Source organism: Ardenticatenales bacterium, from assembly GCA_020634515.1.
Lineage (GTDB): Bacteria > Chloroflexota > Anaerolineae > Promineifilales > Promineifilaceae > JAGVTM01.
Window position 1 is genome coordinate 340,735 of sequence record JACKBL010000003.1, and the last position, 23,553, is coordinate 364,287.

Here is a 23,553-nt window from a genome sequence, read left to right on the forward strand (position 1 = left end):
CGACTGGTTAGCGGCTCTCGCCTACCGCGATAGGGCAAGGAAACGGAATTGCCTCGTCAGTTGGGTCCGCCATTCACACTCAGCGCGTCACCAGCGGCGTGTAAACGGTATGAATGTCGCCGACAATGAGCGTCATGGGAACCAGCGTGGGGCTGCCAACAGCAGGATAGTCGCCGGCAGTGGCCGTAAGCACCAGCGCGCCCAACGTGTACACGCCTTCGGTAAACACCTGTTCCGGCGAAATGGTCACGGCAGTGGCATCACCCGGCGAAAGCGTACCACTACTGATGGACAAGGTAATGGCGGCAGGCGGCTGCGCTTGCCACGCCAACAGATCGTCGCCCTGATTTTGCAGGGAGAGGCGACTGGTAATCGGCGCATCCGCGCCCACTTGCTGGAAAATGCGGATGACCGCGGGGGTCGTTGCCATATGCGCGGGGCGCCGCGGCGTGGCCGTGCGGCGCGCATTCTGCTTGAACATGGGCCAGTCTGCCTCCGCCGATGCCTGGGGCAGGTCGTAAACGATTAGTTTGCTGTTCTGCGCCACGAGTTCCAACCGACCATCTCCGTCAAGATCGCCTACGGCGGGGTCGTTGAGCAGCGAGCCGGAGGTATAAAAGATGGGGAGCGCGTTATGAGGGAAGTTGTCTCCCGTCAACTGTTGCCCGTTTCCGTCCACGACGGTGATGGTCCAACTGTTGTTGAGGAAAATCTCCATCAGACCATCGCCATCGTAGTCGCCGAGGACGACGCTGTCGGCAAATTGCGTGCCGGTCTGTCCCTTTTCGCGGCGGGGCGTCATGGGGAATCCGGGCACGGGTTGCCCACTGCTGAAGAAGGCGTAGATGCGGGAGTCAAAAGCGGGAATGATGATTTCGGGGCGGGCGTCACCGGCGATGTTGCCGATGGCGGGGGAGGAGGGCGCGGCTCCGCCGAGGACTACGGGCCAGCCGGGGAGGACATTGCCCTGATGGTTCCAACCATTGAGGATGAAGCCGGCGGTTGGGTGGTCGGGGCTGTTGTTGTAGTAGTAGGTTCCCGTGGCCGCGAAAACTTCGGGAAAGCCGTCGCCGGTAACGTCGGCGATGGCGGGCGTGGATTGAACGATTTCCAGCAAGTAGCGGGGAAAGCCGGGCAGGAGCGCGCCGGTGTTGGTGAGTCCGTAGAGGGAGCCGCCGCAGTAGCCGGCGGTGCCGCCGGGGGGCGGGGCGTAGGGACAGGTCCACCCGTGGGCGTCGCCGCCAAAACGATTGTCGTAGTTGCCCTCGTCGCTGCCGATAAAAATGTCGAGTTGACCGTCGCGGTTGACATCGGCAAGGGCGGGGGAACTCCAGATGGTGTCGGCGAGGCGACCGACGAGGTTGGGCCAGTCGGGGAAGCGGGAGAGGTGGTAGCTGCTGGGGGGGAATCCGGGGAGGAGGGAGCCATCGGGGTTCCAGGCGTAGACGCGGCGGTCGAAACTGCCGGCAATTATCTCCAGGTCGGGGTCGTTGTCCAGGTTGCCCAGGGCGGGCGTGCTGACGACCGTATCATGGCAGTTGCCGCTGTTGGGGTCAACGCTAAAGCGGGGCCAGCCAGGGCGCACCGCGCCATTGTGCGTGAGGACGATGACGCCACCACGGTGGGGGGCGGGGCAGTCGTCGGGGGGTCGTCCGGCGCCGACGACGATTTCCGGCCAGCCGTCTCCGTCAATGTCGGCAACGGCGGGGGAGGATTGGATGTTTTGCGTGCCGGCATTCATGCCAAAAGCCGCCGCCGTATCCACCGCCCACAAAATCACCCCATTGTGGCCCACCGCCACCACGTACCCCTTGTTGGTAGCAACCACGACATCCGGGTAGCCATCCCCATTGACGTCCGCCAGGGCCGGGGAGCTTTCCTGACAGTCCTTCGTGCCGTTGTTACACGTGCGACTGTAGGCGGACAGGTCCACCGTCCATTTCGGCGCGGTGATGCCCCCATTCACCTCTGCCGCGTCCGCAAAACCGGCGGGCGCATACCAGAAGGTGGAAATGGCGATGAGGGGCAGTATAAGGAGCAGGATACGAGAATGAGGCATGGTTAGGGAACAATGACAGTTGGATTTGGGTGGGGGCGGTTGGCTGTTTTCGGTTGGTTGTTAGGGGTAACTATTCGCCACCATCTTCCCGGAAGTTGTTTTGATGCTAAACGATCTGAATGATGCGGCATTTTGGGCTTGAAATTGGGCTTCCGGGAAGATCTCTTGGACTATGTAACCCTGAAGCTGAATCGTTGCCATCAGGGTATGACACAGGTGACGAGCCGTGTGTTAAATGGGGCACAGGTAGATGAAAAGTTCGTGGGACTTTGGTCATGAGACGGCAGTTGGCGGGTTAAGGCGCGGCAGCGCGGTTTGGGGGTGTGGGATTCCGGTGTAAAATGCCGGCAGCCACCGTGCCTTTTTATTCTCAGCGCGGAAATTGCCGCCACTTGACGACAACTCACCAATACGACAACGAGAAATCGACATAAAGGGAGGATGCACATCCTCCCGAAATCTCGTTGTCCGACGCACCATGATTCTTTGGAGAAATGAAATGCAGGCCCCAAGAACCCTCACCCTCGTCGCCACCTTTATTCTCATCACCCTCGTTGCCGCCGTGCTGTCCATCACGCGAGCCGTAGCGGAGGTGCCTCCATCGGCTGCGCTACAAGCGTTCACCACTCGCATCTCTACCTCGGCCAATGGAGGAGAGGCCAACAACCACGCCTATACGCCGGCGATGACCGCCGACGGCAACGTCGTGGCCTTCGTTTCGGCGGCGACCAATCTGCATTCCACGGCCACAAACGGCCAATGGCACATCTTCATCAAGGAGCGGCAGACGGGGCAGGTGACGCTGGCCTCGGTGAACGACGACGGTGAGCCGGGCAACAATGACTCATCCGAACCGGCGATGGCCGCGAGTGGGCGCTTTGTGGCCTTCACCTCATTGGCCGATAACCTGGGAATCGGGGCGGCCAACGGTTGGCGGGATGTTTTTGTCTACGACAGCCAGTTGCAGACGACGGTACAGGTTTCTATCGCGTCTGATGGCACGCCGGGGAACAACACGTCGCGGAATCCGGCCATTTCCGCTGATGGGCGCTACGTGGTGTTTGAGTCCAGTGCCGGCAATCTCATCCCCGAATACGCTCCCTACACCGACATCTTCTTGCATGACCGGGACGCGGACGAAGACGGCATCTTCGACGAACCGGGCGCCGTCAGCACCAGACGCGTCTCCGTGACCGCCGCCGGCGCGGGGGCCAATGCGCCCTCCAGCGACCCGGCCATCTCCGCCGATGGCCGTTTTATCGTCTACACTTCCTCCGCGACGAACCTGGTCGCCGGCGACAGCAACAACGCCGGCGACATCTTTCTGTATGACCGGGATGCGGACGAGGATGGCGTGTTCGATGAAACGGGTGAGGTGGCCGTGGTTCTCATTTCCGTGGGGGCGGATGGCTCGCCCGCCGACAATTTCTCCTATGTGGCGGCCATTTCGCCCGATGGCGGCCAGGTGGCTTTTGAGTCATTGGCGCACAATCTTGTCGCCGGGGGCACGGCTCCCTTCCGGCAGCATATTTTCGTGCGCGACTGGCGTGCCGGCATGACCACCCTGGTGAGCCAATCCAACGATGGGGAGGAGGGAGACGACTGGTCCAATAATCCCGCGCTCTCTACGGATGGCCGCTTCGTGGCCTTTGAATCCGCCGCCAGCAACTTCATCAGCGGCGACGCCAACTACGGCAGCGACGTTTTCCTGCTCGATCGGGACGCGGACGCGAACGGCGTGTTCGATGAAGCCGGCGGAAGCGACTTGATGCTCGTCAGCGTGAACAGGAATGGCAGCCCGACTTACACGGGACAATCGTTTAATACGGCCATCTCCGGCAATGGGGAACGGATTGCCTTTGATTCCGACGCCGCCGATTTGATTCCGCTGGACCTAAATTTCCAGTCGGACGTTTTCTTGCACGACCGCGCGATCACGCCCTCCTCTGGCGCCAATCTATCGGTGTCCATCAGCGGCCCGACGGCGGTGTTGGGCACAAACGCGGCGTTCCAGGTGACGGTGCAAAACGCGGGGCCAGAAGCGGCTATCAATGCCGGCATGTACCGCAACATAAACAGCTTCCTGTCATTCTGGAATCCCCCCAGCCAGGGGAATTGCTACCAGAATCCGTGCGATTTCGGCGATGTTGGCGGCGGCGGCGTGGCAACGGTTGGCGGCAGCGGCGGCCTCCTGGAAAATCCGGCGCAGGTCTACCAGGGTTCCATGACGGTCACGGTTTCCGCGTTTTCGGACACGCCTGATCCCAATCTGAACGACAACAGTGATACGCTCACGACCGACTTCTACCTTTGCAGCGCCGAAGATGCCTGTATGCTGGATGAGATGGTTTGCTTCCTGTTTTCCGAGAATCCGCTTGCCGGCAAAATCCAGGGCGCGCTGGATGTTTTTATTCCCCGGTTGTCGGTCTACTACCATCTGCGCGACACCATTCTCACCACATCGGCGGGCCAGCACTACATTGACCTGTATTACACGCACAGCGACGAAATGCGCGATCTCATTTTCGCCGATCCGGCGCTGTGGGATCTGCTGTTGACGGGTTTGTCCGCGTGGGAGCCGGCGCTCGTCTCGCTGGTGAATGGCGAAGGGGAAACGGCCACGATCACGGCGGGGCAGGTGGCGGCGCTGGAAGAGGTGCTGGATGCGCTGACGGCGGCGGGCAGCCCGGCCTTGCGGCAAGCTATCGCCGCGGAGCGGGCCAATTTGCCGCCGCTGGAGACATTTGTGGGGATGACGATGAGCGCGGCGCAGGGGGAGATTGTGGGGTATACGGTGTATTTGCCGTTTTCTAAACGGTAGCGGGGAGGAGGGTGCGGAGAATGCCGGCATACTGCGCACGCACAACGGGCCAGTGATACGTGCGCCGGACGAAAGCCTGCCCCGCCGCGCCTAATCGCCGCCGCAAATCGGCGGATGCCAGCAAACGATTCAGGGCGGCCTGGAACTCATCATAACTGGTGTAGTACAGGCCGCCGCCGCTCTGCACGCACTGGTGCTTCAGCACATCGCACGCCCCATTCGCCAGCACGGGCGTGCCCGCGTGCCACGCCTCCAGGCAAACGATGGACAGACTCTCATAGGCGGACGGCATCACAAACACGGTGGCCGCCTGCATCGCGTCGTGTTTGTCCTCCTCCGACACAAAACCGAGGGGCAGCACATCGTCAAATGCCGGCAAAGACATATGCGCCCGCCCCAGCAACACCAACTTTAAGGGGCGTAGGTGCCGGGCGCGATAACGGTGGAAGAAGTCCAGCAGTTGCGGCACGTTTTTCGCTTCGGTGACGCGCCCCGCATACAGGAGAAAGTCTTCTTCGATGCCGTATTTCTGGCGAAAACGGGCGGGCGCCTGCGGGTCGGGCGCGGGCGCGTCCAGCCCGAGGCCGATGAGAAGCTGCGGCGGCAGGGGAGGGCCAATGACGCGACGCACCAGGTCGCGCTCCGGTTCGGTGAGGTGGATGATGAGTTGGGGCTGACGGAAGAGGGGGATGAATGCCGGCAAATACAAATAAGGCTCGTCATGCGCGGTTGGCAACAACACCGCCTTGTGCGCCACCAGCGGCAGGCCAAAAAACGTGGTCGCGTAGACGTACGTGACGAAAACGAACAGGTCGAACCGGTCCGCCGACTCGGCCACGAAGCGCAGCAGCGGCGACGAGTACGGCCCCTGCGCCCGCACCCAGGCGACCTCATCCGCCAGCGTGTGTTCCTGATGCAGCAGCCGGTTCGTCCGCCGCGCCGCCCGCCGCCAGTCCCGCTGGCGGTCTACGGGGAAACGATGCACCGTCACACCGTTGACCTGGCTCTCTCCCGCCGCGTAGACGTTGGCCCAGGTGGTGTAGTCGCGGGCGCAGGTGGTGATGACGTGGACGTCGGCGAGCGCGGTGAGATGCTCCGCCAGCGCGCGCGCCGCCTGTTCCGCGCCGCCGTTCACGTCCGCGCCATACCGCTGCACGACGAACGCCAGACGCGGTCCGTCCGCCGCGCTCACCCACCCTCCACGGGCGTGGCTACCAGGTCCAGGTGGGTTTCCTCGCCGGCGGCAAAATAGGTCATGATTTGTGCCGGCATCATCGGCGGAAGTTTCTCGCCAGATGCCGGCAGCACCCGCACCTGGTAATCGAGATCGAGCAGCGCCTGCACGAATGACTCCGGGGCAGTGCGGCTGGTTTCCTGGATCAAGTAGGGCGAAAAATCGGTGACGATGACGGGGCGAAGCTGGCGCACAAGCTGCGTCATACCCCGCAGCGCCCGCGGCTCCGCGCCCTCGATGTCCATTTTCACCACGTCAAGCTGCGGCAGCGCCCCCAGGTAATCATCCAGCACCACCGCTTCCACCGGCAGCACATCCACATCCAGGTCCAGCGGCTGGCCGGCGGCCTTATCCAACAGTCGCCCGCGCGTGCTATCCTCGCCCACCGCCAGGCGTAAGGTCTCGCGAGCTTCCGCCAGGGCGTAGGGGTGCAGCATCACGTTGGTCAGTCCGTTGGCGGCCACGCTGCGGTGAATCAATTCGCAGTTTTGTAGGTTCGGCTCAAAGGCGATGACGTGCCCCTGCGCACCCACGAGTTGACCGGCCATGATCGTGTAATAGCCTACGTTGGCGCCGATGTCCAGGAAAACGTGCCCCGGACGCAGCAGGCGTTGGATTTCGCCGGTAACGTGCGGCTCGTAGACGCGGTCACGGGCGATGACGGCCCCAACCTGGCGGTCATTGAGGCGCACATACAGCTTGAAGTCAGTCAGCTCGAGGAGGTGCGGGTGGGATGCTTCCGCCTGAAGTCGTCGGAATTCGGGGCGGTTGAGGAAATCGTCAACCAGGGTATCAATCGTCAGCGGTTGTTTTTCCAACAATTCTTGCCAATAAGTCCAACCCTGGGGGTCTGGCTCACGCCGCAGCAGCAGGCGATAGCAGTACCGTACGTCTTCAATGGTGGCCTCATGAAACGGGCGGTCTCCGGGAGGGGAGGGTGAGTTATCGGTCAATAGGGTCATTGCGGCCAACACCATGAACGGGCATGAGAGAGAAGCGTGCTTGTGTTTCAGATTGGTTCATTCTCCAAGAATGAACCAATCTATTTTATCACACTCCCATGGGAAACAGGGAAACGGTGGCCCTGGGAAACCCGCTTTTTACGGGAAACCGGGCAACTATCCCCCAACTGCCCCTACCCGCTGATCACGTCGGCCAAATGCGCGTTCCAGGCGCGGCGCACCGCGGGTTCGAGGAAGGTGGGGAGGCGTTGGCGCTGGCGGGCAATGAGGCGCCGGCGCAGGGGGGCGTCGTCCAGCAGAAGGTGGATGAGTTCGGCGAGGGCGGGGTAATGTTTGTGGTGAAAGAGAATGCCGGCATCGCCCAGCGTGGCGGGAACCGCCCCCGCCGCAAATGCCAGCACCGGCAGCTCCGCCGCCATGCACTCCACCAACGGCTTGCCAAATCCCTCATGCTCGCTCATGGACACAAACCAATCGGCGCAGCGGTAATACGTCACCAGGTCCGCCGCCAGCACCTTCCCCGGCAGCAGCAATGCGTCGCCCATTCCCAACCGCGTCGCCTCCCCGCGCAGCCAATCCCCGTACCCCATCACCCATGGGTCGCCCACCAGCGCCAGCCGCGCCGTAGGGCGCAGGCGACGCAGGTAAAAGAGTAGCTTGAGCAAGTCCTCCTGCCGCTTGTTGGGGGCCAGGCGTCCGACGAACAGGAGGAGCGGACCTGGGTGCGCGCGCAGGTCGGCGGCCAGGGTTTCGTTCAGCGCCCCTTGATAGGGGGCGGCGTCCAGCGGCAAAGGCAGCACGGCCACGTTGTCAAAGCCGGCGGCGCGTAGGTCGGCGGCGTTGTAGTCGGAGACGGCCAGCGCCAGGTCGGCGCGTGGTTGTAGCCGGGCCAGTTGCTGTTCTCCCAGGCGCGCACGATGCACCCAGGCGGGATCAATGCCGGCAAAATACCGCGCCGGCGTGATGTTGTGATAAATCAGGATCAGGCGGGGCGAGAGGGCGGTGACTTGGGCCACCATCGGGTCGCCCACGCTGTGGTGAAAGATGAGCCACGGCTCGCGTCGTCGCGGACGATAGCGGGCAAAGGGGCGCACCCTATCTGCCATGCTGGGGTGAATGTGTTCGGCGAAGATGTCGGATTCGTAGCCGTCCGCTCGCAGCCAGCGCTGGATCATCAGCGCATGGTCGGTGATGGCGTCCCCGGCGGTGGCGCCCACCAGCACCTGATGCAACGCGCGCGGTTTCATGGCGTGTATCCCAGTTTGATGAGGTGCCCGTCGAAGGTGTCGGCGACGTAGAGTTCACCGTCGCTACCCTGGCCGAAGGTGGTGATGTTGTGGCCGACTTCGCCGAGTTTACGCATTTGCCACGTCCCTGCCGGCGCGGCGGAAAGTCCCCAGACGCCGCCGCCGCAGAAGTCGGCGAAGAGGTAGGTTCCCTGCAAAGCGGGGTATTGCGTGCCACGGTAAACGTAGCCGCCGGTGATGGCGCAGTTGCCGGCATCGTGCGCATACACCGCCGCCGGAAACGTAAACGAGGCTTCTTCGCCACACCCATCCAGATTCAGGGGCGCGAACCCTTCGTAGCAGCGCCAGCCAAAGTTGAGGCCACCGGGAGTAGATGCCGGCAAAACGTCCACCTCCTCCCAACTACTCTCGCCCACGTCGCCGATATACAGGTCGCCCGTGCCGGCATCAAAACTGATGCGCCACGGATTGCGGAACCCGACCTGCCATATCTCGCCATACGCCCCGTCCACCCCCACAAACGGATTGTCCGCGGGAATGGCGTAAGGCTCGCCCCCGTCCACGTCCAGCCGCAAAATCTTGCCTACGAGGTAATCGGGCCGCTGCGCGAAATCGACGCCCGTGCCGTAACCGCCATCCCCCAGGCTGATGTAGAGGTAGCCGTCGGGGCCGAAGGCCAGGTCGCCGCCCTGGTGCGCGGCATTGTACTGCGTCACGGTGAGCAGGGGGGTTTCGCTGCCCGCGTCCGCCGCGTCCGGGTTGTCGCCACTGACGGTGAAACGGGACAGAACGACGTCGCCGGATTGGTTTGTGTAGGTGAGGTAGAAGCGACCGTTGCCGGCATAATCAGGATGAAAAGCCAGTCCCAGCAATCCCTGCTCCGTAAAATTAGCGTTGACTTCGTCGGAAATGTCCAGGAACAGGTTCGACAGCAGTGTGCCGTCAGCTTCAATAATGCGGATGGTTCCCTCTCGTTCGGTGACGTAGAGGCGATCCGTGCCGTCGTTCTTGATGCTCGTCGGCTGCGCCAACCCCGTGGCAAACGTGGTGCCCCATATCCCCCCCGTTGCCCGGAAATGGGGCAAATACACCCGGAAATCGGCGGCGGAAGACGCCTCCAGCCGCGTGAGCCATGAGCGACTGAACCCGAGTAAACCGACCAGTCCAACGCACAAAAAGAGCCATAAATTCGCTTGTTTCTTCATCGCTTCGGGACAGCCCAGGCTCCCAACGCTTCCTGATGGCTCAATAAGGCAGGCCGTCCACTTCCTCCTCTGGTTGATCGGGCGCATCCTGCCGCGCGGCCATCATCCGCGCCAACGCGCTCACCGCCGCCAGCAGGTGTTGCTGCACCTGGACGGTGTTCGCCGCCTGCCGGTTGACGTAAAAGAGGACGAGTTGGTGCGCCTGCGCCCGCACCAGCGCCCACAGCCGCCCCAGCACGGGCAGCCGCGTCGCCGGAGACGGGGCCAAAACGGGGGTCGTGTCTTGCTGCTGCATCAGGGTCAGCGCCTGGCGCAAGTGGTCGGCGACGCCTTCTAAATCGGCGACGTTCGCCGCGTCCTCCAGGGTCGCCGCCGGGCTAAAAATGCCAAAACGGGGCGGCTCCGCTCCCCAGGCGCGCGCCCGTGTTGCCAGACCAGCGCGCACCTTCGTCAGCAATGCCGGCATCGCCTCATCCACCTCCACCCACCCCTCCGGCACCGGGTCCGTATAAGAAAAATACTCCGCCATCACGCCACCCATCCTACGCGCCACGCGCCACGCGCGCCAGCAGCGCCCGATAACGCGCCACCACCACGTCCCAATGGAAATTCGCCAGCACGTAGCGCCGACCCTGCTCCCCCATGCGGCGCGCCGTCTGGGGTTGCGCCTGGAAGTAGTCCAGCGTGGCGGCGAATTCATCATAATCGGCGAAGTATAAACCAGCATTCGCTTTCTGGCACTGCTCCACCGTGACCGCGCAATCCGCGTGGACCAGTGCCGGTCGCTGCGCCAGCCAGCTTTCCATCAGCACCAGGGAAAAGCTCTCGTTGGTGGAGGGCTGACACAAGAGGAGGGAGGCGGCGTGGGCGTCGTATTTGTCCTGGCGCGGGACGAAGCCGAGGTCCACGACGGAATCGGCCAGGTCGAGAGGGATGGTGATGTCGCCCGGTCCAATGAAGAGCAGGCGCAGGGAGGGGCGGCGCTGATGGACGTATCGTCGCCAGTAATCGAGGAGGAGGGGAGTGTTTTTGCCGGCATCCTTCCGCCCCGCCACCAGCACAAAATCCCCCCGGATGCCATATTTCTGGCGAAAGCGGTCCTCGTCCCCCTGCCAATCCGTATCCACCCCCTCCCCCAACACCACGCGCAACTGCCCCTCATCCCGCGGGTAGAGCGCGTCCGCCAGGGCCAATTCGGCCTCCGTGTGCAGAATGAGGCCGCGCACGTGGGGGAAAACCTGGCGGTAGAGGCTGAGGCGGGCGTAGCTTTCGTCGTGCAGGCAGGGGATGACGAGGCTGCGTCGCGGCCAGACCTGCGCGCCGTAGTAGGTGGTGGCGAACATGTAGGGGATGAAGAGGAAGAGGGTGCTGGCGGGGGCGGTGCGGATGTGGTCGTAGAGGTCGGGGCAGTTGATCATCTGGCGGATGTAGGTCTGCTCCTGCCGCGGCGTGATGGGCAGGTTCTGCATCAGGCGCCAGTTGACGGCGTCGAAGGCGGCGCGGTCCCGCCGCCGCACGGGGAAGCGGCGCACGGGGACGCCGTTGATGGTTTCGCGGGTGGTTTTGTGGTGGTTTTTGCTCCAGTCGGCGAAGAAGTCGCGGATGGTGGTGGTGAGGATGTGGGCGGAAATGCCGGCATGCACCAACCGCTCCGCCGTCCGCCTCGTTTCCGCCTCCATCCCCCCCGGAATATCCGCTCCATACCACGGCGTCACGAACGCAACGTTAATGTCGGGCTGGGCTTCACTCATCCCGCGCCTGTTCCCGTTCCAGGTCCTCACCCAGAACACTCAACGCCCGCAGCAGGTGCGTATTCACCTTCATCTGCTCCGCGGCCATCTGGTTGAGGTAGAACAGCACCAACTCATGCACCTTGCGCCGCGCCCACTCGATGAGGGGGCCGATGAGGGGGATGGGCACTTTGCTGACAAAGATGCGCGGCTTGATCTGGTCGTAGGCCAGACCGGCCTGATAGAGATGCTCGTAGAATGCCGGCGAAAAGCGCCGCCCGCTGACGGAGACGACCGGCGGTTGTCCCGTTTGCGCCGCGCGCTGGGCCAGAATCTCGGCGCGGATCTGCTGCATGATTTCTTCGACGTTGACTTCTGGTTCACTCATCATCACCCTTCCCTGTTCAGCCGAGTGACGCCAGTCGTTCACCGATCCGCGCGTGGCTGGCTTCGATTTGGGCCAGCTTGTCCCGCTCCCGCTGCACCACGTCCGCCGGAGCGCGCTGGGCAAAGGGGCCGGACAGCAGTTTACGCAGCCGCGCTATCTCCTTGTCCGCGTCCGCCAGTTCCGCTTGCAGCCGCGCCTGCTCTTTCTCCAGGTCCACCATGCCGGCAAGTGGCAGATAGCACGTAATCTCGCCCAACGACAGCGTCAGCGCCTGGTCGGGCGCGGCAATCGAGTCGGCGATAGTCAGGCGGTCATCGTCCAGGCGCGCCAGGAAGGTGAGGACATCACGCTGGCTTTCCAGGAAGGCGGTGTGCGCGCCGCCTTGAATGAAGGCGGCAATGCGGCGGCTGGCGTCCACCTGATTGTCCGCCCGCGCCGCGCGAATCGCCCGAATCAGATCGCGCAACTGCGTAAAGGCGGCGGCGGACGCCTGATCATCCAGGTCCGCCGTGGGCCAGTCGGCGATGATGAGCGCATCCGCCCACCCTTCGGCGGGAGCGATGCCCAGGTCCGCCGCCTGGAAGGCCGACTTAAGCTGTTGCCACGTCTCTTCGGTGACAAAGGGGATGTAGGGATGCAGCAGGCGCAGGCAGGCGTCCAGCACCTGCCGCGCCACGGCCAGGGTGGTCCAGGCGGTAGCCCCGCCTTTGGCAAGCTGCACTTTGGCCTGCTCCAGATACCAGTCGGCATAGTCGCCCCAGAGGAAGTCGTAAATCTGGCGACCTGCCTCGCCATAGAGGTAGTTGTCGAAGAGGCGGTCGGCGGTGTTGATCAGCTCGCTGAGGCGGGTGAGAATCCAGCGGTCGGCGGCGGTGTAGGCAGGGGCGGCAGGTCGGTCGGCGGGCGTCACCTGTTCGATGCCGCGCACCACGAAGCGGGCCATGTTCCAGATTTTGTTGGCGAAGTTGCGATTGCTGGCGACTTTCGCCAGGGAGAGGTTCATGTCGTTGCCCGGCGTGCTGCCCGTGAGCAGGGTGAAGCGCAGGGCATCCGTGCCGTATTCGTCCATGACTTCGAGCGGGTCCACCACGTTGCCGGCCGTTTTGCTCATCTTCTCCCCCTCTTCATCTCTGACAAGCCCGTGCAGGTAGATGGTGTGGAAGGGAATATCATTGGTGAACAGCAGGCTGGTCATCACCATGCGCGCCACCCAGAAGAAGAGAATGTCGTAGCCCGTTTCCAGAACGTCCGTGGGGAAGTAGCGGGCCAAGTCGGGTGTTTCGTCCGGCCAGCCGAGGGTGCTGAAAGGCCAGAGGGCGCTGGAGAACCAGGTATCGAGCACGTCGGGGTCCTGCTCCAACGCGACGCCATCTCCGTATTGCGCGCGCGCCTGGCGGTAGGCGTCCGCCTCGTCGTGGGCGGCAATGGGGTGGTTGTGGTCGCCATCCACGTACCAGATAGGGATGCGATGCCCCCACCAGAGCTGGCGGCTGATGCACCAGGGGCGGATATTGGTGAGCCAGTTCTCCCACACTTTGTTGAAGCGTTCGGGCACGATGCGGATGCGCCCGCTGCGCACGGCGGCGAGGCCCATTTCGGCCATCGGTTTGGCGTTCACGAACCACTGTTTGCTGATGAGGGGTTCGATGATTTCGCCGCCACGCTGGCTGCGGGGGACATTGAGGGTGTAGGCTTCGCGGCGAATGGTGAGGCCGGCGGCGGCCATGTCCGCCCACAGTTTCTCACGACAGGCGAAGCGGTCCATGCCGGCATACGCCCCCGCCGCCGCGCTCATTGTTGCATCCTTATTCATCACATTCACCATCGCCAGCCCATGCCGCCGCCCAATCTCGAAGTCATTGGGATCGTGGCCGGGCGTGATCTTCAACGCGCCCGTGCCAAAAGCCATGTCCACGTACGCGTCGGCGATGATGGGGATTTCGCGGTTGAGCATGGGCACGAGGGCCATTTTGCCGATGAAGGCCTGGTAGCGTTCGTCGTCGGGATGCACGGCCACGGCGGTGTCGCCGAGGATGGTTTCCGGGCGCGTGGTGGCTACGGGCAGGAAGCCGCCCCCCTGCACCGGATACTGGAAGTAGTAGAGGAAACCCGGCTCCTCGCGGTATTCCACTTCCAGGTCGGAGACGGCCGTTTGCAGGCCGGGCGACCAGTTCACCAGGTATTCGCCCTGGTAGATGAGGCCCATGCGGTAGAGGCGAATGAACGCTTCATGCACGGCGCGAGAGAGGCCGTTGTCCAGGGTGAAGCGTTGACGGTCCCAATCGCAGGAGGCGCCGAGGCGGCGCAGTTGGGTAGTGATGCGGCTGCCGTATTTTTCTTTCCACTGCCAGGTGCGGCGCACGAATTCTTCGCGCCCGATTTCCTCGCGGGTGACTTCTTCGGTGCGCAGCAGGAGTTTTTCGACCTGGAGTTGGGTGGCGATGCCGGCATGGTCCGACCCCGGAACCCACAACGCCGCCCGCCCCTGCATCCGCGCCCGCCGGATCATCAAATCCTCCAGCGCCACGAACATCGCATGACCCTGATGCAGTTCTCCGGTCACATTTGGCGGCGGAATGGAAATCACAAACGGCTTCGCCTCCGGCGGGCGCGCTTCCGGTCGAAACCAGCCATTTGCCTCCCACCATTGGTAAAGTCGTTCCTCCGTGTTGGCGAAATCGTATGCCTTGGGCATGTCGGTCATATCAGCACTCCTTCAAAAATGTAGGGCGATTTTCCAAATCGCCCGCCCGATTTGGAAAATCGGGCTACGACGGCACACCATTTTCATTATAAATCTGCGTCATCTGCGAAATCTGTGATAACGTTTTCAGGCTCTTTCGGATTTCGCGGGGTCTGCCCCACATATAGATTTGGAGTCAAGGCTTTAGCCGGTTCTTGAGTCAAGGCTTTAGCCGGTTCTTGCGCACACATTCCGGCAAAAGCCTCCACTCCCCGCGAATTCCTGGAGGACGGCCCGTCGCGGCCCATGTTGTCTCCTCAGATGCGCCAATCGTGGTCGGCGGCGCGCATCCTGACAATAAAAAACTCTCTCATCCAGCAAGGACGAGAGAGTTGATCTCACGCGGTACCACCTTGGTTCCGCGGCAACCTCCCTGGTCGCCGCGACACTTTAACGCTATAACGGGCGTACCCGAACGAGGCTTACGCAGGCAAAATGCCCTTCGGCCTGTCAACTCCTGGGCGACGTTCGGCGGCGTCTGAAGTGCGAAGGCTCTCAGCCGGTGACCCTCGCTCTCTGTTTTAGAGAGGCAATCTCTGTCATCAGGGGAGCCGCTTACTCCTCCCAGTCATCGTTTTTGCTTGTTCAAGTTTGGCAAGTAGTATAGCGGATGGGGAAAGGGAGAGCAATACCCAATTTCAGGTTGGGTGCGTTCAAAAGTTGTGTAAGAATGGAGAAGCGAGCAAAATAGTCAGTATGAACACGAATGAACAATCTTGGCACGATAAATTTGCAGAATTGGAAACCAATATCCACGTGTGGTGGCGGCAGCAACGCCAGTACACACTCACCGAAATCGAAGAGGCTGTCGACGCTGAATTGGCACAATTGCGTCAACAACTCGTCGAAGACCTGCTTGGGGAGATGTCCTGCCAAGAGCCGGACATGAGCAAACCGCTTTGCCCGGCATGTCAGGAGGTCATGAAACCAAATGGAAAGAAAAAACGGCGCTTGCGCAGCAAAGAGGACCAGGTGATTGAACTCAACCGGGAACAAATGCGTTGTCCAGCTTGCGGGATGACGCTTTTTCCCCCTGGATGAGGCGCTGGGATTAGTCAGTGGACATTTCACCCCGCAGGTGCAGGAGGCAATGACACGGTTGGGGAGCCGACTTCCCTATGGCGAAGCCCAGGAGGAACTCAAACTGATGTGGGGTATCACCGTTTCTCGCGGTGCGGTCCGTGATGTCACCTTGCGGCATGGGCAGGTGGCCGAACAGTTGATGCTCGCCGAGGTGGAACGGCTAGAAAGGGAAGCGCCGCCGGCCACGGCCACACCGGCACAATTGGTGTTGTGTGCTGACGGGGCCTTTGTGCAACTGACCAGTGGCGAGTGGCGCGAAGTGAAAACGGCTACTTTCGGGGAGTTTGCCAGTCATTGGCACGCAGAAAAGGGGAAAATCGTGGTGAAAACGGACAAGTTGAGCTATTTCTCGCGGGTAGAGGCATCGGAATCTTTCAGCCACCATGCGCTGTATGAATGGCAGCAACGAGGGGGGGAGAATGCGCAGCGGGTAGCCGCGGTCAATGACGGGGCGCGGTGGATTCAATCCTTCATCGATTATCATTGCCCAGATGCGGTGCGCGTGATTGACTTCGCCCATGCGCAGTCCTATGTGGCGGCTGTCGGGAAAGCCGTTTACGGAGAGGACAGCGAGTCCTTCAAATCCTGGTATGCCGCAGCCAGCAAACAATTAGGAAAGAAACCACCCCAGCGGACGATTGCCGACTTGCGCCTATTGCAGACCCAACACGACCCTGACGGCGAAAATCAAGAGATAGCGCAAGCCATTCAATACCTGCAAACCCGTCTGCCCATGATTGATTACCCCCATTTCCGACGGCAACAACTGCCGATTGGTTCCGGCATTGGGGAGAGTGGCAACAAGGTGGTCATGCAGCGACGTATGAAACAGGCGGGCATGCGCTGGGCCGAGACCAGTCTCAACCCCATGCTGGCCTTGCGCAACTTGATTTGTAATCAGCGGTGGCAGACGGGGTGGCGCGCTATTTGCCAGCAGCGTCTTATTTCTCAGCGCCAACAGCGTCTCCAGCCTCGACACCTGCCACGCCACCCATCGCCGCCCCCGCTCACTTTTGCGTCTGTACAGGTCGATTGGGGAGAACTACCTGACAACGACACCGTCAATGCTTCATCGAGTACGGCCAAACTCGCTCATCCCTGGCGCAACAACAAGTGGCCCCTGCGTCACCGATACTAGCCCACAACTTTTGAACGCACCCTTCTGATCAGAGTTGAGCGTTTCCGCCAGTTGTATGGAGGTCAGTTTCGTTCACGTATATCCTCATGCTGTCAGGAAGATTGGGCCAATCAGAGATGTGGAGAATGGACAGAATCGGGAGTTCTGAGAATCGGTTCCAGCTGACTGCGCCATGCATCCAATTTGGCTGTAAGGGTATGACGTATTCTCAGTGGCAATTCCCAGATGGTGCATAGTTAGTCAAAGTCGTTTGCCAGTTGGAATCCCCTATTACGCGCCACATACCTTCGCCCTTTCCAGGCGTGGATAATATGCGTCAGTCATTGGGAGATGGAATCGTTTTGTCCCATGGTGCGATAGGTTTGGCTAATAGCCCATCATGTTGTTGTCACCTAAAGGTATCGCCTCATGTTGTCACGTCGCAACAACCTTCACCCTCTTTCTATCCACCACCTGACCCCATCCATTTCTTGACCTGTTCCAATGCTGTGACCAACTTCTTCCTGGCCTGTATCCATGTGATGTTTCCGTGAAGGGGTTCATATATGGCTTCCAAGATGAGTTTGACGACGGTTTGGAATGCTTATCTTCCGCACTGGGTATCCCTGGCGCGTCGTCGCACCTTTCGGGATGTAGCGGCGACAGGACGGGTTGGGGTTTGTACCGGGACGTTTCGCGATGCTATCATCCTCGTTATCCGTTCATTCCCGTACCGTCAATCGGTTTTCTCCCATTCACGCCTTTTGTCATGTTGCTCCGGACGAGACGCTATCTGCTCATACGCCATTAGCTGCTAGCCATGGCTCTGGGTTGTAGAGCTTCTGGAACACGGCCAAAACTTTGCTTCTGGCTTTTGCGCCATTTTGTAGTGTTGCCAGCAATATGTTTGGGTCTTGCACTTTTAATGCTCCTCTCATATCCTGCAATTGGTTTCCCTGTCGGCCTTCGCCTGTTGCACGCAGCTTCTTTCCCGCGCTCCGTAGGCAGGTCGTTCTCCCCTGCCGCTGACTACGCCGACTCCGTTGCCCGTCCTGATTTTCAGGCTCTGCTGCCGCCAGCCAGTTCCCTGGCGTCACACTGAGCAATCCCCGTTTAGTCTCTTATCCAGATGCTCTCGATTTGGTGGCCCTTTCAGGTCATTAGCCTTGAATACTTGGGTTGCGTCTCCTGGGCGGATATAAGCGCTCGTCGCTAGCACCTATCCAGGAAGTAGTGGCTCCAGCTTGCCTACCCGTTGGTGGGTTATGCCGCTTAACCTTAGGCTTCAGGCAATCCAGCTTTCACCTTGTCGAGATTGCACTTGAGGGAACCCATCTGTTACTGACGAACATCTGTCTCCCTTTTTTACGTCATGCTGTTGTCCCCTTTGTCTTTCAACGCCAGGTTAGACGCTGTGCAACTTCCATTTCCGCAGGAAGTGAGGTTTCTGCCTCACTGTGATAAGAGCCCATTACGGGCGCACGGACACGCACACCCGAAAACCGAAGTAGTCGTACCTGAAGTCCGGGTTGTCCCCGCTGCGAGCCGCGCAACGCAGCGCCGGAGCGTCGTTCCACCAGGCGCCACCCCGCAAAAACCTCACCCGTTCATCCTTTTGGCGCATGTCTTCGCGACCGTCCTCCGGTTCATAGGGATACCGAAAGACAGACTGAAAATCTTTACCGTCCCAATCGCCCCAAATGGTGCGCGTCCATTCCCACACGTTGCCGCTCATGTCTAACACCCCATACGGGCTGGCCCCGTCCGGGAAAATGCCCACGGGCGTGGTCGTCCCCAACCCTAATTCCTTGCCGTTGCAGCGCAGGCGGTCAAAGGCGTCTCCCCAGGGGTATTCCCACGCATCCTGGCTGCCGCGCGCCGCCTTCTCCCATTCCGCCTCGCTGGGCAGCGTAATCGGCTTGCCCGTCACCTCCCGCAGCCAGCGGCAGTAAGCCATGGCGTCATCCCAACTCACATTGACCACCGGATGGCTTTCCAGTCCCTTAGGCGGCCGATTCTCCCGCCAATGAGGAGGGGCGGAATACCCCGTCGCCGTGACAAAGAGCAAATACTGCGCATTGGTTACGGGAACGCGGGCAATGGCGTAAGCGGGCAGGGAAAGGGCGTGAACGGGTTGTTCAGCAGAATTCCCCTTATCGCTGCCCATCGTAAACGCCCCGGCGGGTATTTCCACCCACTCCGGTTCGCCATAAGGCGGCCGCCAGTAGCCCGCCCCGGCGCGCACCAGGGCGTTCATGGCCGCGCTGCGCTGTTCAACCCACTCTTTGGTCAACTGCTCCTCCTTCTTGAACAAGCGCGCCCAACGATTTTGCGGCAGAGGCGCTTCCAGGTCAGCGCGCAGCCGTCGCGAAACGTCCTCGGCAACGTCCTGGTCTACCCGCCCCGCGCCTACGTCGCGCAAACATTCGGCAGCCAGCACCAGATTGTGGTAGCGTACCGGCTCTATCTTGCGGTTGGCAATGGCCGCTATCAGGCGGTTGGTACGCTCCTGGCTCTGCAAGCTCAAGTGACCCGCCTGTAGCAAAATCACCTCCCGCCACCACGTCTCGCCGCTGCGCGCCAGAGTGTAGGCCACGTAATCATCCCGCCCCGCCACCGCCAGCGCCGCCAGGTACTCCTGAAAGGTGAGGTGGGAAAAGGCATACACCCCGCCTCCCCGGGCCACCAGCAGGCCGGTGCGCGCCTCTATCAGGCGCAAAAAGCGGGTAACGGCCCTGTCCGCCCGGTCATCGTCGGCTACCAGGGGGCGGAAAAGCTGCCGCAGCAGATCGCGCAAGGCCTCCGCCTCCATTTCCTTTTGCTCTTGCTCGTGCATTTGCAGGGCCACATTTTGCAGCAGCAGGCGGCGGTCAGTGACGTCAAAGGGACGGTCGGGCAGGATGGGCTGCTCGGGGACGACGCCGCGCGCCTCGTCCCATTTGCCCAGCAGCACGGCCACCGCCTCGGCGTAGAGTTCGGCGCGGCGGTCGGGCAGCTTCACCCGCTCCTGATGCACCAGGGCAATGACGGTCAACAGCAGCGGGTTAATCGCCAGTTCGCGGATGCGCTCATTGCCGCGAATGGCGGCCATGAGGTCCTCCGTCTGCCGCGCCGCCGCGTGCACCGCCGGCTCGCCCGACCCCATCTGGCCGGCGTAAACCAGTTGGTGCCAATAACGGAGGAAATGCGCTACGTCCGACAGGGTGAAATCCTGTACGGTGGTCGCCGCATACGCCTCGCCCAATCGCGCCGCCCCCTCGTAGCCGACAATGCGGCTGGCGACGACGTAACGGCAGTCCGGATAGGCGCGGGTAAACGCTTCCACCAGGCGGGCCACGCGGCGGCGCAGGTCAGCCCCCGGCACTTCGTCCAGCCCATCCAGCAAAACGACCGCCTGGCCACCGGTCAAGTAAGGATCAAAGAAGCGCAGGGGGACGTCAATGCGCTCCTGCTGCAGGTAACGCTGGAGGAAGTCCAGCAGCAGCTTGTGCCCTTCGACGCTCTCCTCGGCGTGGTTTTTGAGGAAGCCGCCCACCTGCCGCAGGGGAAGGAGGATAGGCAGCAGCCCCGCTTCGTCCAGCCCGAGTTTGGCGCGAATCCCGTCCGGCTGTTCCTGGAAAGCGCGGGCGTAAAGCAGCGCCAGGTAACGCAGCAGCGTGGTCTTGCCGCTGCCGGGGTCGCCCAACACCACCAGCCGCCGGTGGGCGGCGAGCGCCTCGTTGACGCTGACAATCCTGGTCTCCATGACGGTTTCGTCGCCGCCGCCGCGCCGCCGTTCGCCAGGGGCCCGTTGCGTCTCGGCCGCCAGCCAGCGCCCCTCCGCCGCCGCCCGTTCGGTCGCGGAAACCAGCCGCTGCTGCGTGGCGCGCAAGGTGACATAGATGCGCTCCAATTCAATGTGCACCAGCTTGCCGCCGGCGCTAACGCCCTGCAAATGCAGGTAGCGGGTATGGGCAACGGTGTGGTCCAGGTAACGGCCGAGGACCGTGGTGCGGTCAAACGGAGGCGGCGCGGCGGTTTCTGGGCCAATGACGACCGTGGCTCCCGGTCCGGCGTGGATGTCAAATCTATCCCCGCCCGTGAAATCTCCCCCGACTTTCGCTTTGCCCGTGACAATGGAGCCGCCTGTGTGCGCGTTGCCGGCATCCACCGCCCCTGCCCCTATCGCTTTCGCTCCTTCTCCCTGGGCCACAGCGCCGCTGCCCAGCAGGTAAGCGAGCAAACCAGCCTCTTTCTCCTGCAATGGGGCCAACATGGCCGCCCGTAACGTTTCATCCTTGACCGTCTCGACCAACGCGTTCGTCGTTTGCCGCATGGCGGCCAGTTCCGCGGCCGCGTGATCCAGGTCGGGCCATTCCACCCGCGGACGTCGTGCACGGCAACGAGCGCCGAGAGCGGGCAAACGACCGTGGTCCAGGCATTGCGCAACCAACCACTGAGCCTGGCGGATGGGGGCGTCGCCGGGCAGGTCCGCGCAGGCGATGGCGAGGTCTAGGCAAAGTTGCCGCAGTTCGTGGGCATCAAAATGCTGCGTAAGCAGGTCAGGCAAGCCGGGCAAATTCATCTTTTCTACCCCTGGTTTGTTATCGAGCCATTAGTCGGGCAATGATACCAGAAACCAGACGGGGAACGGTAGAGATCGGGCATCGAAAGTTGACGCTTGCTGGCGGGCAAGATAAACTCGTTTTATGCCAGTTGACGCTCTCCCTTTTGCTTATCCGCGGCGGCGCGTGACGCGGGTTGTGCTGCAGAGGCTTGCACGGCTGACCCTGCGGACGCTTGCTCGTTTTGAGGTAATTGGGGAGGAAAATATGCCATCCTCCGGTCCCCTCCTCCTCGTTGCCAACCACTTCCACTACGCCGACCCCGTCGCCGTCGTCACCTGCGTCCCCTGGACCACCGAATTCATCGGCGGCGCGCAAATGCCCAACGCCCCCGCCGCCGTCACCATCATCCCCAAAATGTGGGGCATTCTGCCCGTCCATCGCGGCAAAGCCTCGCGCGACGCCCTGCGCCACGCCACCACCATCCTCGCCCATGGCGGCATCCTCGGTATTTTCCCAGAAGCGGGCAGTTGGGCCACCGTTCTGCGCCCCGCCCGCCCCGGCACGGCCTTCCTCGCCAGCCAGACAAACGCCCGCCTTCTCCCCATGGGCATCACCGGCCTCAACGACGTTTTCCCCCGCCTGGGGCGTGGCAAACGGGCGCGCGTGACCATTCGCATCGGCCGGCCATTTGGCCCCTTCCACGTCACCACCCGCGGGCGCGCCCGGCGAGAGGAACTGGAAGAAGTCGGCCACGAGATCATGCGGCGTATTGCCGCTCTTCTTCCGCCCGCGCAGCACGGCGTCTATGCCAGTGACCCGACGCAGCGGGCCGCCGCCGCCGCCGCCGCGGTTTACCCGTGGGACAACGACGCGGACCTTTGACCTCGCGGCGCGCTGCCGCCGCACCTGCTTCATCCATCAACCACATACACCCATACCCATCAGGAGTGGACCATGCACGCATCCCATACGCCTCCCCAGGTGACGCGCCGTGAATACTGGGCCTGGTATCTCTACGATTTCGGCAACTCCGCTTATGCCGCCGTCGTGCTGTTGGCTATCTTTTCCGCTTACTTCAAGGAGCAGGTTGTCGGTGGCGCGGAGGGCACGCGGCTGTGGGGCATCGCCGTAGGCATTGCCATGCTCTGCGTTGCCGTCACTTCGCCCATATTGGGCGCCATCGCCGACTACTCCGCCGCTAAAAAACGGCTCCTCTTTTTTTACACCATGCTCTGCGTCATCTTCACCGCCCTGCTTTTCTTTGTGCAACAAGGGGACGTGGTGATGGGCATGACGTTCTTCATCCTGGCGGAAATTGGCTACCGCAGTTCGCAAGTTTTCTACAATGGGCTGCTGCCAGAGATCACCACGCCGGAAAATATCGGGCGCATCTCCGGCAATGGCTGGGCCATCGGCTCCGCCGGCGGCATCCTTTGCCTGCTGATTGTGCTCCCCCTCATCGTCCTCATCAAAGGCCCCTTCATCGTGCGGCTCTCTCTGGTGATCACCGCCGTCTTTTTTGCCCTCTCCGCCATCCCCATCTTCCTCTGGCTGCGCGAACGCGCCGAACCGCAGCCGCTACCGCCGGGCGACAATTACCTCACGCTGGGTTTCCGCCGCCTGTGGCGCACGCTACGCAAGGCGCGCAACTTCGGCGAATTCCTGAAATTCATGGCCGCCTTCATCATCTTCAACGACGGCATCATCATGGCGCTGGACTTCGCGGCCATCATCGGCGTGGTCCTCTACGGCATGACCCAGGAGCAGTTGATTATCTTCATCATCATGGTGCAGATCACCAGCGTCATCGGCGCTTATGTCTTTGGCCTGGCCACGGACCGCTGGAACAGCAAAAGCGCCCTGATTATCTCGCTGCTGTTGATGATCGGCGCGGTGGTCTGGATGTATTTTAACGACTCCATTGTGGGCTTCTATCTGATCGGCGCGCTGGCCGGTTTTGCGCTGACGGGGGTGCAGTCGGTGAGCCGCACGTTGGTGGGGCAGCTCAGCCCGCCGGGACACAGCGCCGAATTCTTCGGCTTGTTTGCCGTGGCGGGACGCACGTCTTCTTTTATTGGCCCCACGATTTATGGCTTGCTGGCCGCTGCCGTGGCCGCGAACGAGGAAGCGCGCGGCGTTGTGGCTGCCGTGGCGGAGCAAATCGGCCAGCGCACGGCGATTCTATCCATTGCCGGATTTTTGGTGGTGGGATTGCTGCTGCTGCTCACGGTGAATGAGGCGCGAGGAATTCGGGCGGCGCGGGAGACGGTGTTGGCTGGCGCGGATTAGCAGCTCTCTGCCCTCAATCAGAATCAACCGCCTAAACATTTAGAAGTTCAACTTCTCTGAAGAAGTTGAACTTCTGGCAGGACTGAAAAAAGGCCAAAAACCGGGTTTTTACACATGAACCACTCTGG

Annotated in this window: 15 protein-coding genes and 1 other annotated feature; of the genes, 5 read left to right on the forward strand and 10 right to left on the reverse strand. The window is 61.8% G+C overall.

Going from position 1 to position 23,553, the window contains the following annotated elements:
• Positions 1-79: 79 nt before the first annotated feature.
• Positions 80-2,059 (reverse strand): VCBS repeat-containing protein, encoded by a 1,980-nt coding sequence (locus tag H6650_10280; protein ID MCB8952388.1) that lies wholly within the window; start codon positions 2,057-2,059, stop codon positions 80-82.
• A gap of 499 nt (positions 2,060-2,558) precedes the next feature.
• Between H6650_10280 and H6650_10285 the strand changes: the two genes are divergently transcribed.
• On the forward strand, positions 2,559-4,880 hold the full coding sequence (locus H6650_10285) for a PD40 domain-containing protein (protein ID MCB8952389.1): 2,322 nt from the start codon (positions 2,559-2,561) through the stop codon (positions 4,878-4,880).
• Here H6650_10285 and H6650_10290 read toward each other — a convergent pair.
• The 8 genes from H6650_10290 to H6650_10325 form a co-directional block, all read right to left on the reverse strand.
• Positions 4,870-6,072, reverse strand: a complete 1,203-nt coding sequence (locus H6650_10290; protein MCB8952390.1) for a glycosyltransferase family 4 protein — start codon at positions 6,070-6,072, stop codon at positions 4,870-4,872. The genes H6650_10285 and H6650_10290 overlap by 11 nt on opposite strands.
• Entirely contained in the window at positions 6,069-7,076 is a 1,008-nt protein-coding gene (locus H6650_10295; GenBank protein MCB8952391.1) for an FkbM family methyltransferase, read from the reverse strand. Before H6650_10295 ends, H6650_10290 begins: the two co-directional genes overlap by 4 nt.
• 173 nt (positions 7,077-7,249) lie before the next feature.
• The gene (locus tag H6650_10300; GenBank protein MCB8952392.1) at positions 7,250-8,323 is read right to left on the reverse strand and encodes a glycosyltransferase family 4 protein; all 1,074 of its coding nucleotides are present in this window, start codon (positions 8,321-8,323) and stop codon (positions 7,250-7,252) included.
• Entirely contained in the window at positions 8,320-9,528 is a 1,209-nt protein-coding gene (locus H6650_10305; protein MCB8952393.1) for a PQQ-dependent sugar dehydrogenase, read from the reverse strand. Before H6650_10305 ends, H6650_10300 begins: the two co-directional genes overlap by 4 nt.
• A gap of 40 nt (positions 9,529-9,568) precedes the next feature.
• A complete protein-coding gene (locus H6650_10310) occupies positions 9,569-10,057 on the reverse strand; it encodes a hypothetical protein (protein MCB8952394.1) in 489 nt (162 codons plus the stop codon).
• 13 nt (positions 10,058-10,070) lie between these two features.
• Positions 10,071-11,279 (reverse strand): glycosyltransferase family 4 protein, encoded by a 1,209-nt coding sequence (locus H6650_10315; GenBank protein MCB8952395.1) that lies wholly within the window; start codon positions 11,277-11,279, stop codon positions 10,071-10,073.
• Positions 11,272-11,649, reverse strand: coding sequence for a hypothetical protein (locus H6650_10320; protein MCB8952396.1), 378 nt, complete (start codon positions 11,647-11,649; stop codon positions 11,272-11,274). The genes H6650_10315 and H6650_10320 overlap by 8 nt, the downstream gene beginning before the upstream one ends.
• A 13-nt stretch (positions 11,650-11,662) precedes the next feature.
• Entirely contained in the window at positions 11,663-14,350 is a 2,688-nt protein-coding gene (locus tag H6650_10325; protein MCB8952397.1) for a valine--tRNA ligase, read from the reverse strand.
• Between the two features lie 355 nt (positions 14,351-14,705).
• Positions 14,706-14,970 (reverse strand) — a binding site (T-box leader).
• Positions 14,971-15,085: 115 nt separating this feature from the next.
• Here H6650_10325 and H6650_10330 point away from each other — a divergent pair.
• Both H6650_10330 and H6650_10335 read left to right on the forward strand, forming a co-directional pair.
• Positions 15,086-15,430, forward strand: coding sequence for a hypothetical protein (locus tag H6650_10330; GenBank protein ID MCB8952398.1), 345 nt, complete (start codon positions 15,086-15,088; stop codon positions 15,428-15,430).
• 49 nt (positions 15,431-15,479) lie between these two features.
• Positions 15,480-16,610, forward strand: coding sequence for a hypothetical protein (locus tag H6650_10335; GenBank protein MCB8952399.1), 1,131 nt, complete (start codon positions 15,480-15,482; stop codon positions 16,608-16,610).
• 1,450 nt (positions 16,611-18,060) lie between these two features.
• On the opposite strand, the gene H6650_10340 is transcribed toward H6650_10335, so the two are convergent.
• A complete protein-coding gene (locus H6650_10340; GenBank protein ID MCB8952400.1) occupies positions 18,061-21,138 on the reverse strand; it encodes an SUMF1/EgtB/PvdO family nonheme iron enzyme in 3,078 nt (1,025 codons plus the stop codon).
• A 139-nt stretch (positions 21,139-21,277) separates the two neighbouring features.
• On the opposite strand from H6650_10340, the gene H6650_10345 reads away from it, so the two are divergent.
• Both H6650_10345 and H6650_10350 read left to right on the forward strand, forming a co-directional pair.
• Entirely contained in the window at positions 21,278-22,018 is a 741-nt protein-coding gene (locus tag H6650_10345) for a 1-acyl-sn-glycerol-3-phosphate acyltransferase (GenBank protein MCB8952401.1), read from the forward strand.
• A 72-nt stretch (positions 22,019-22,090) separates the two neighbouring features.
• Positions 22,091-23,425: an MFS transporter gene (locus tag H6650_10350; protein MCB8952402.1), complete on the forward strand. Its 1,335-nt coding sequence runs from the start codon at positions 22,091-22,093 to the stop codon at positions 23,423-23,425.
• Positions 23,426-23,553: the final 128 nt, after the last annotated feature.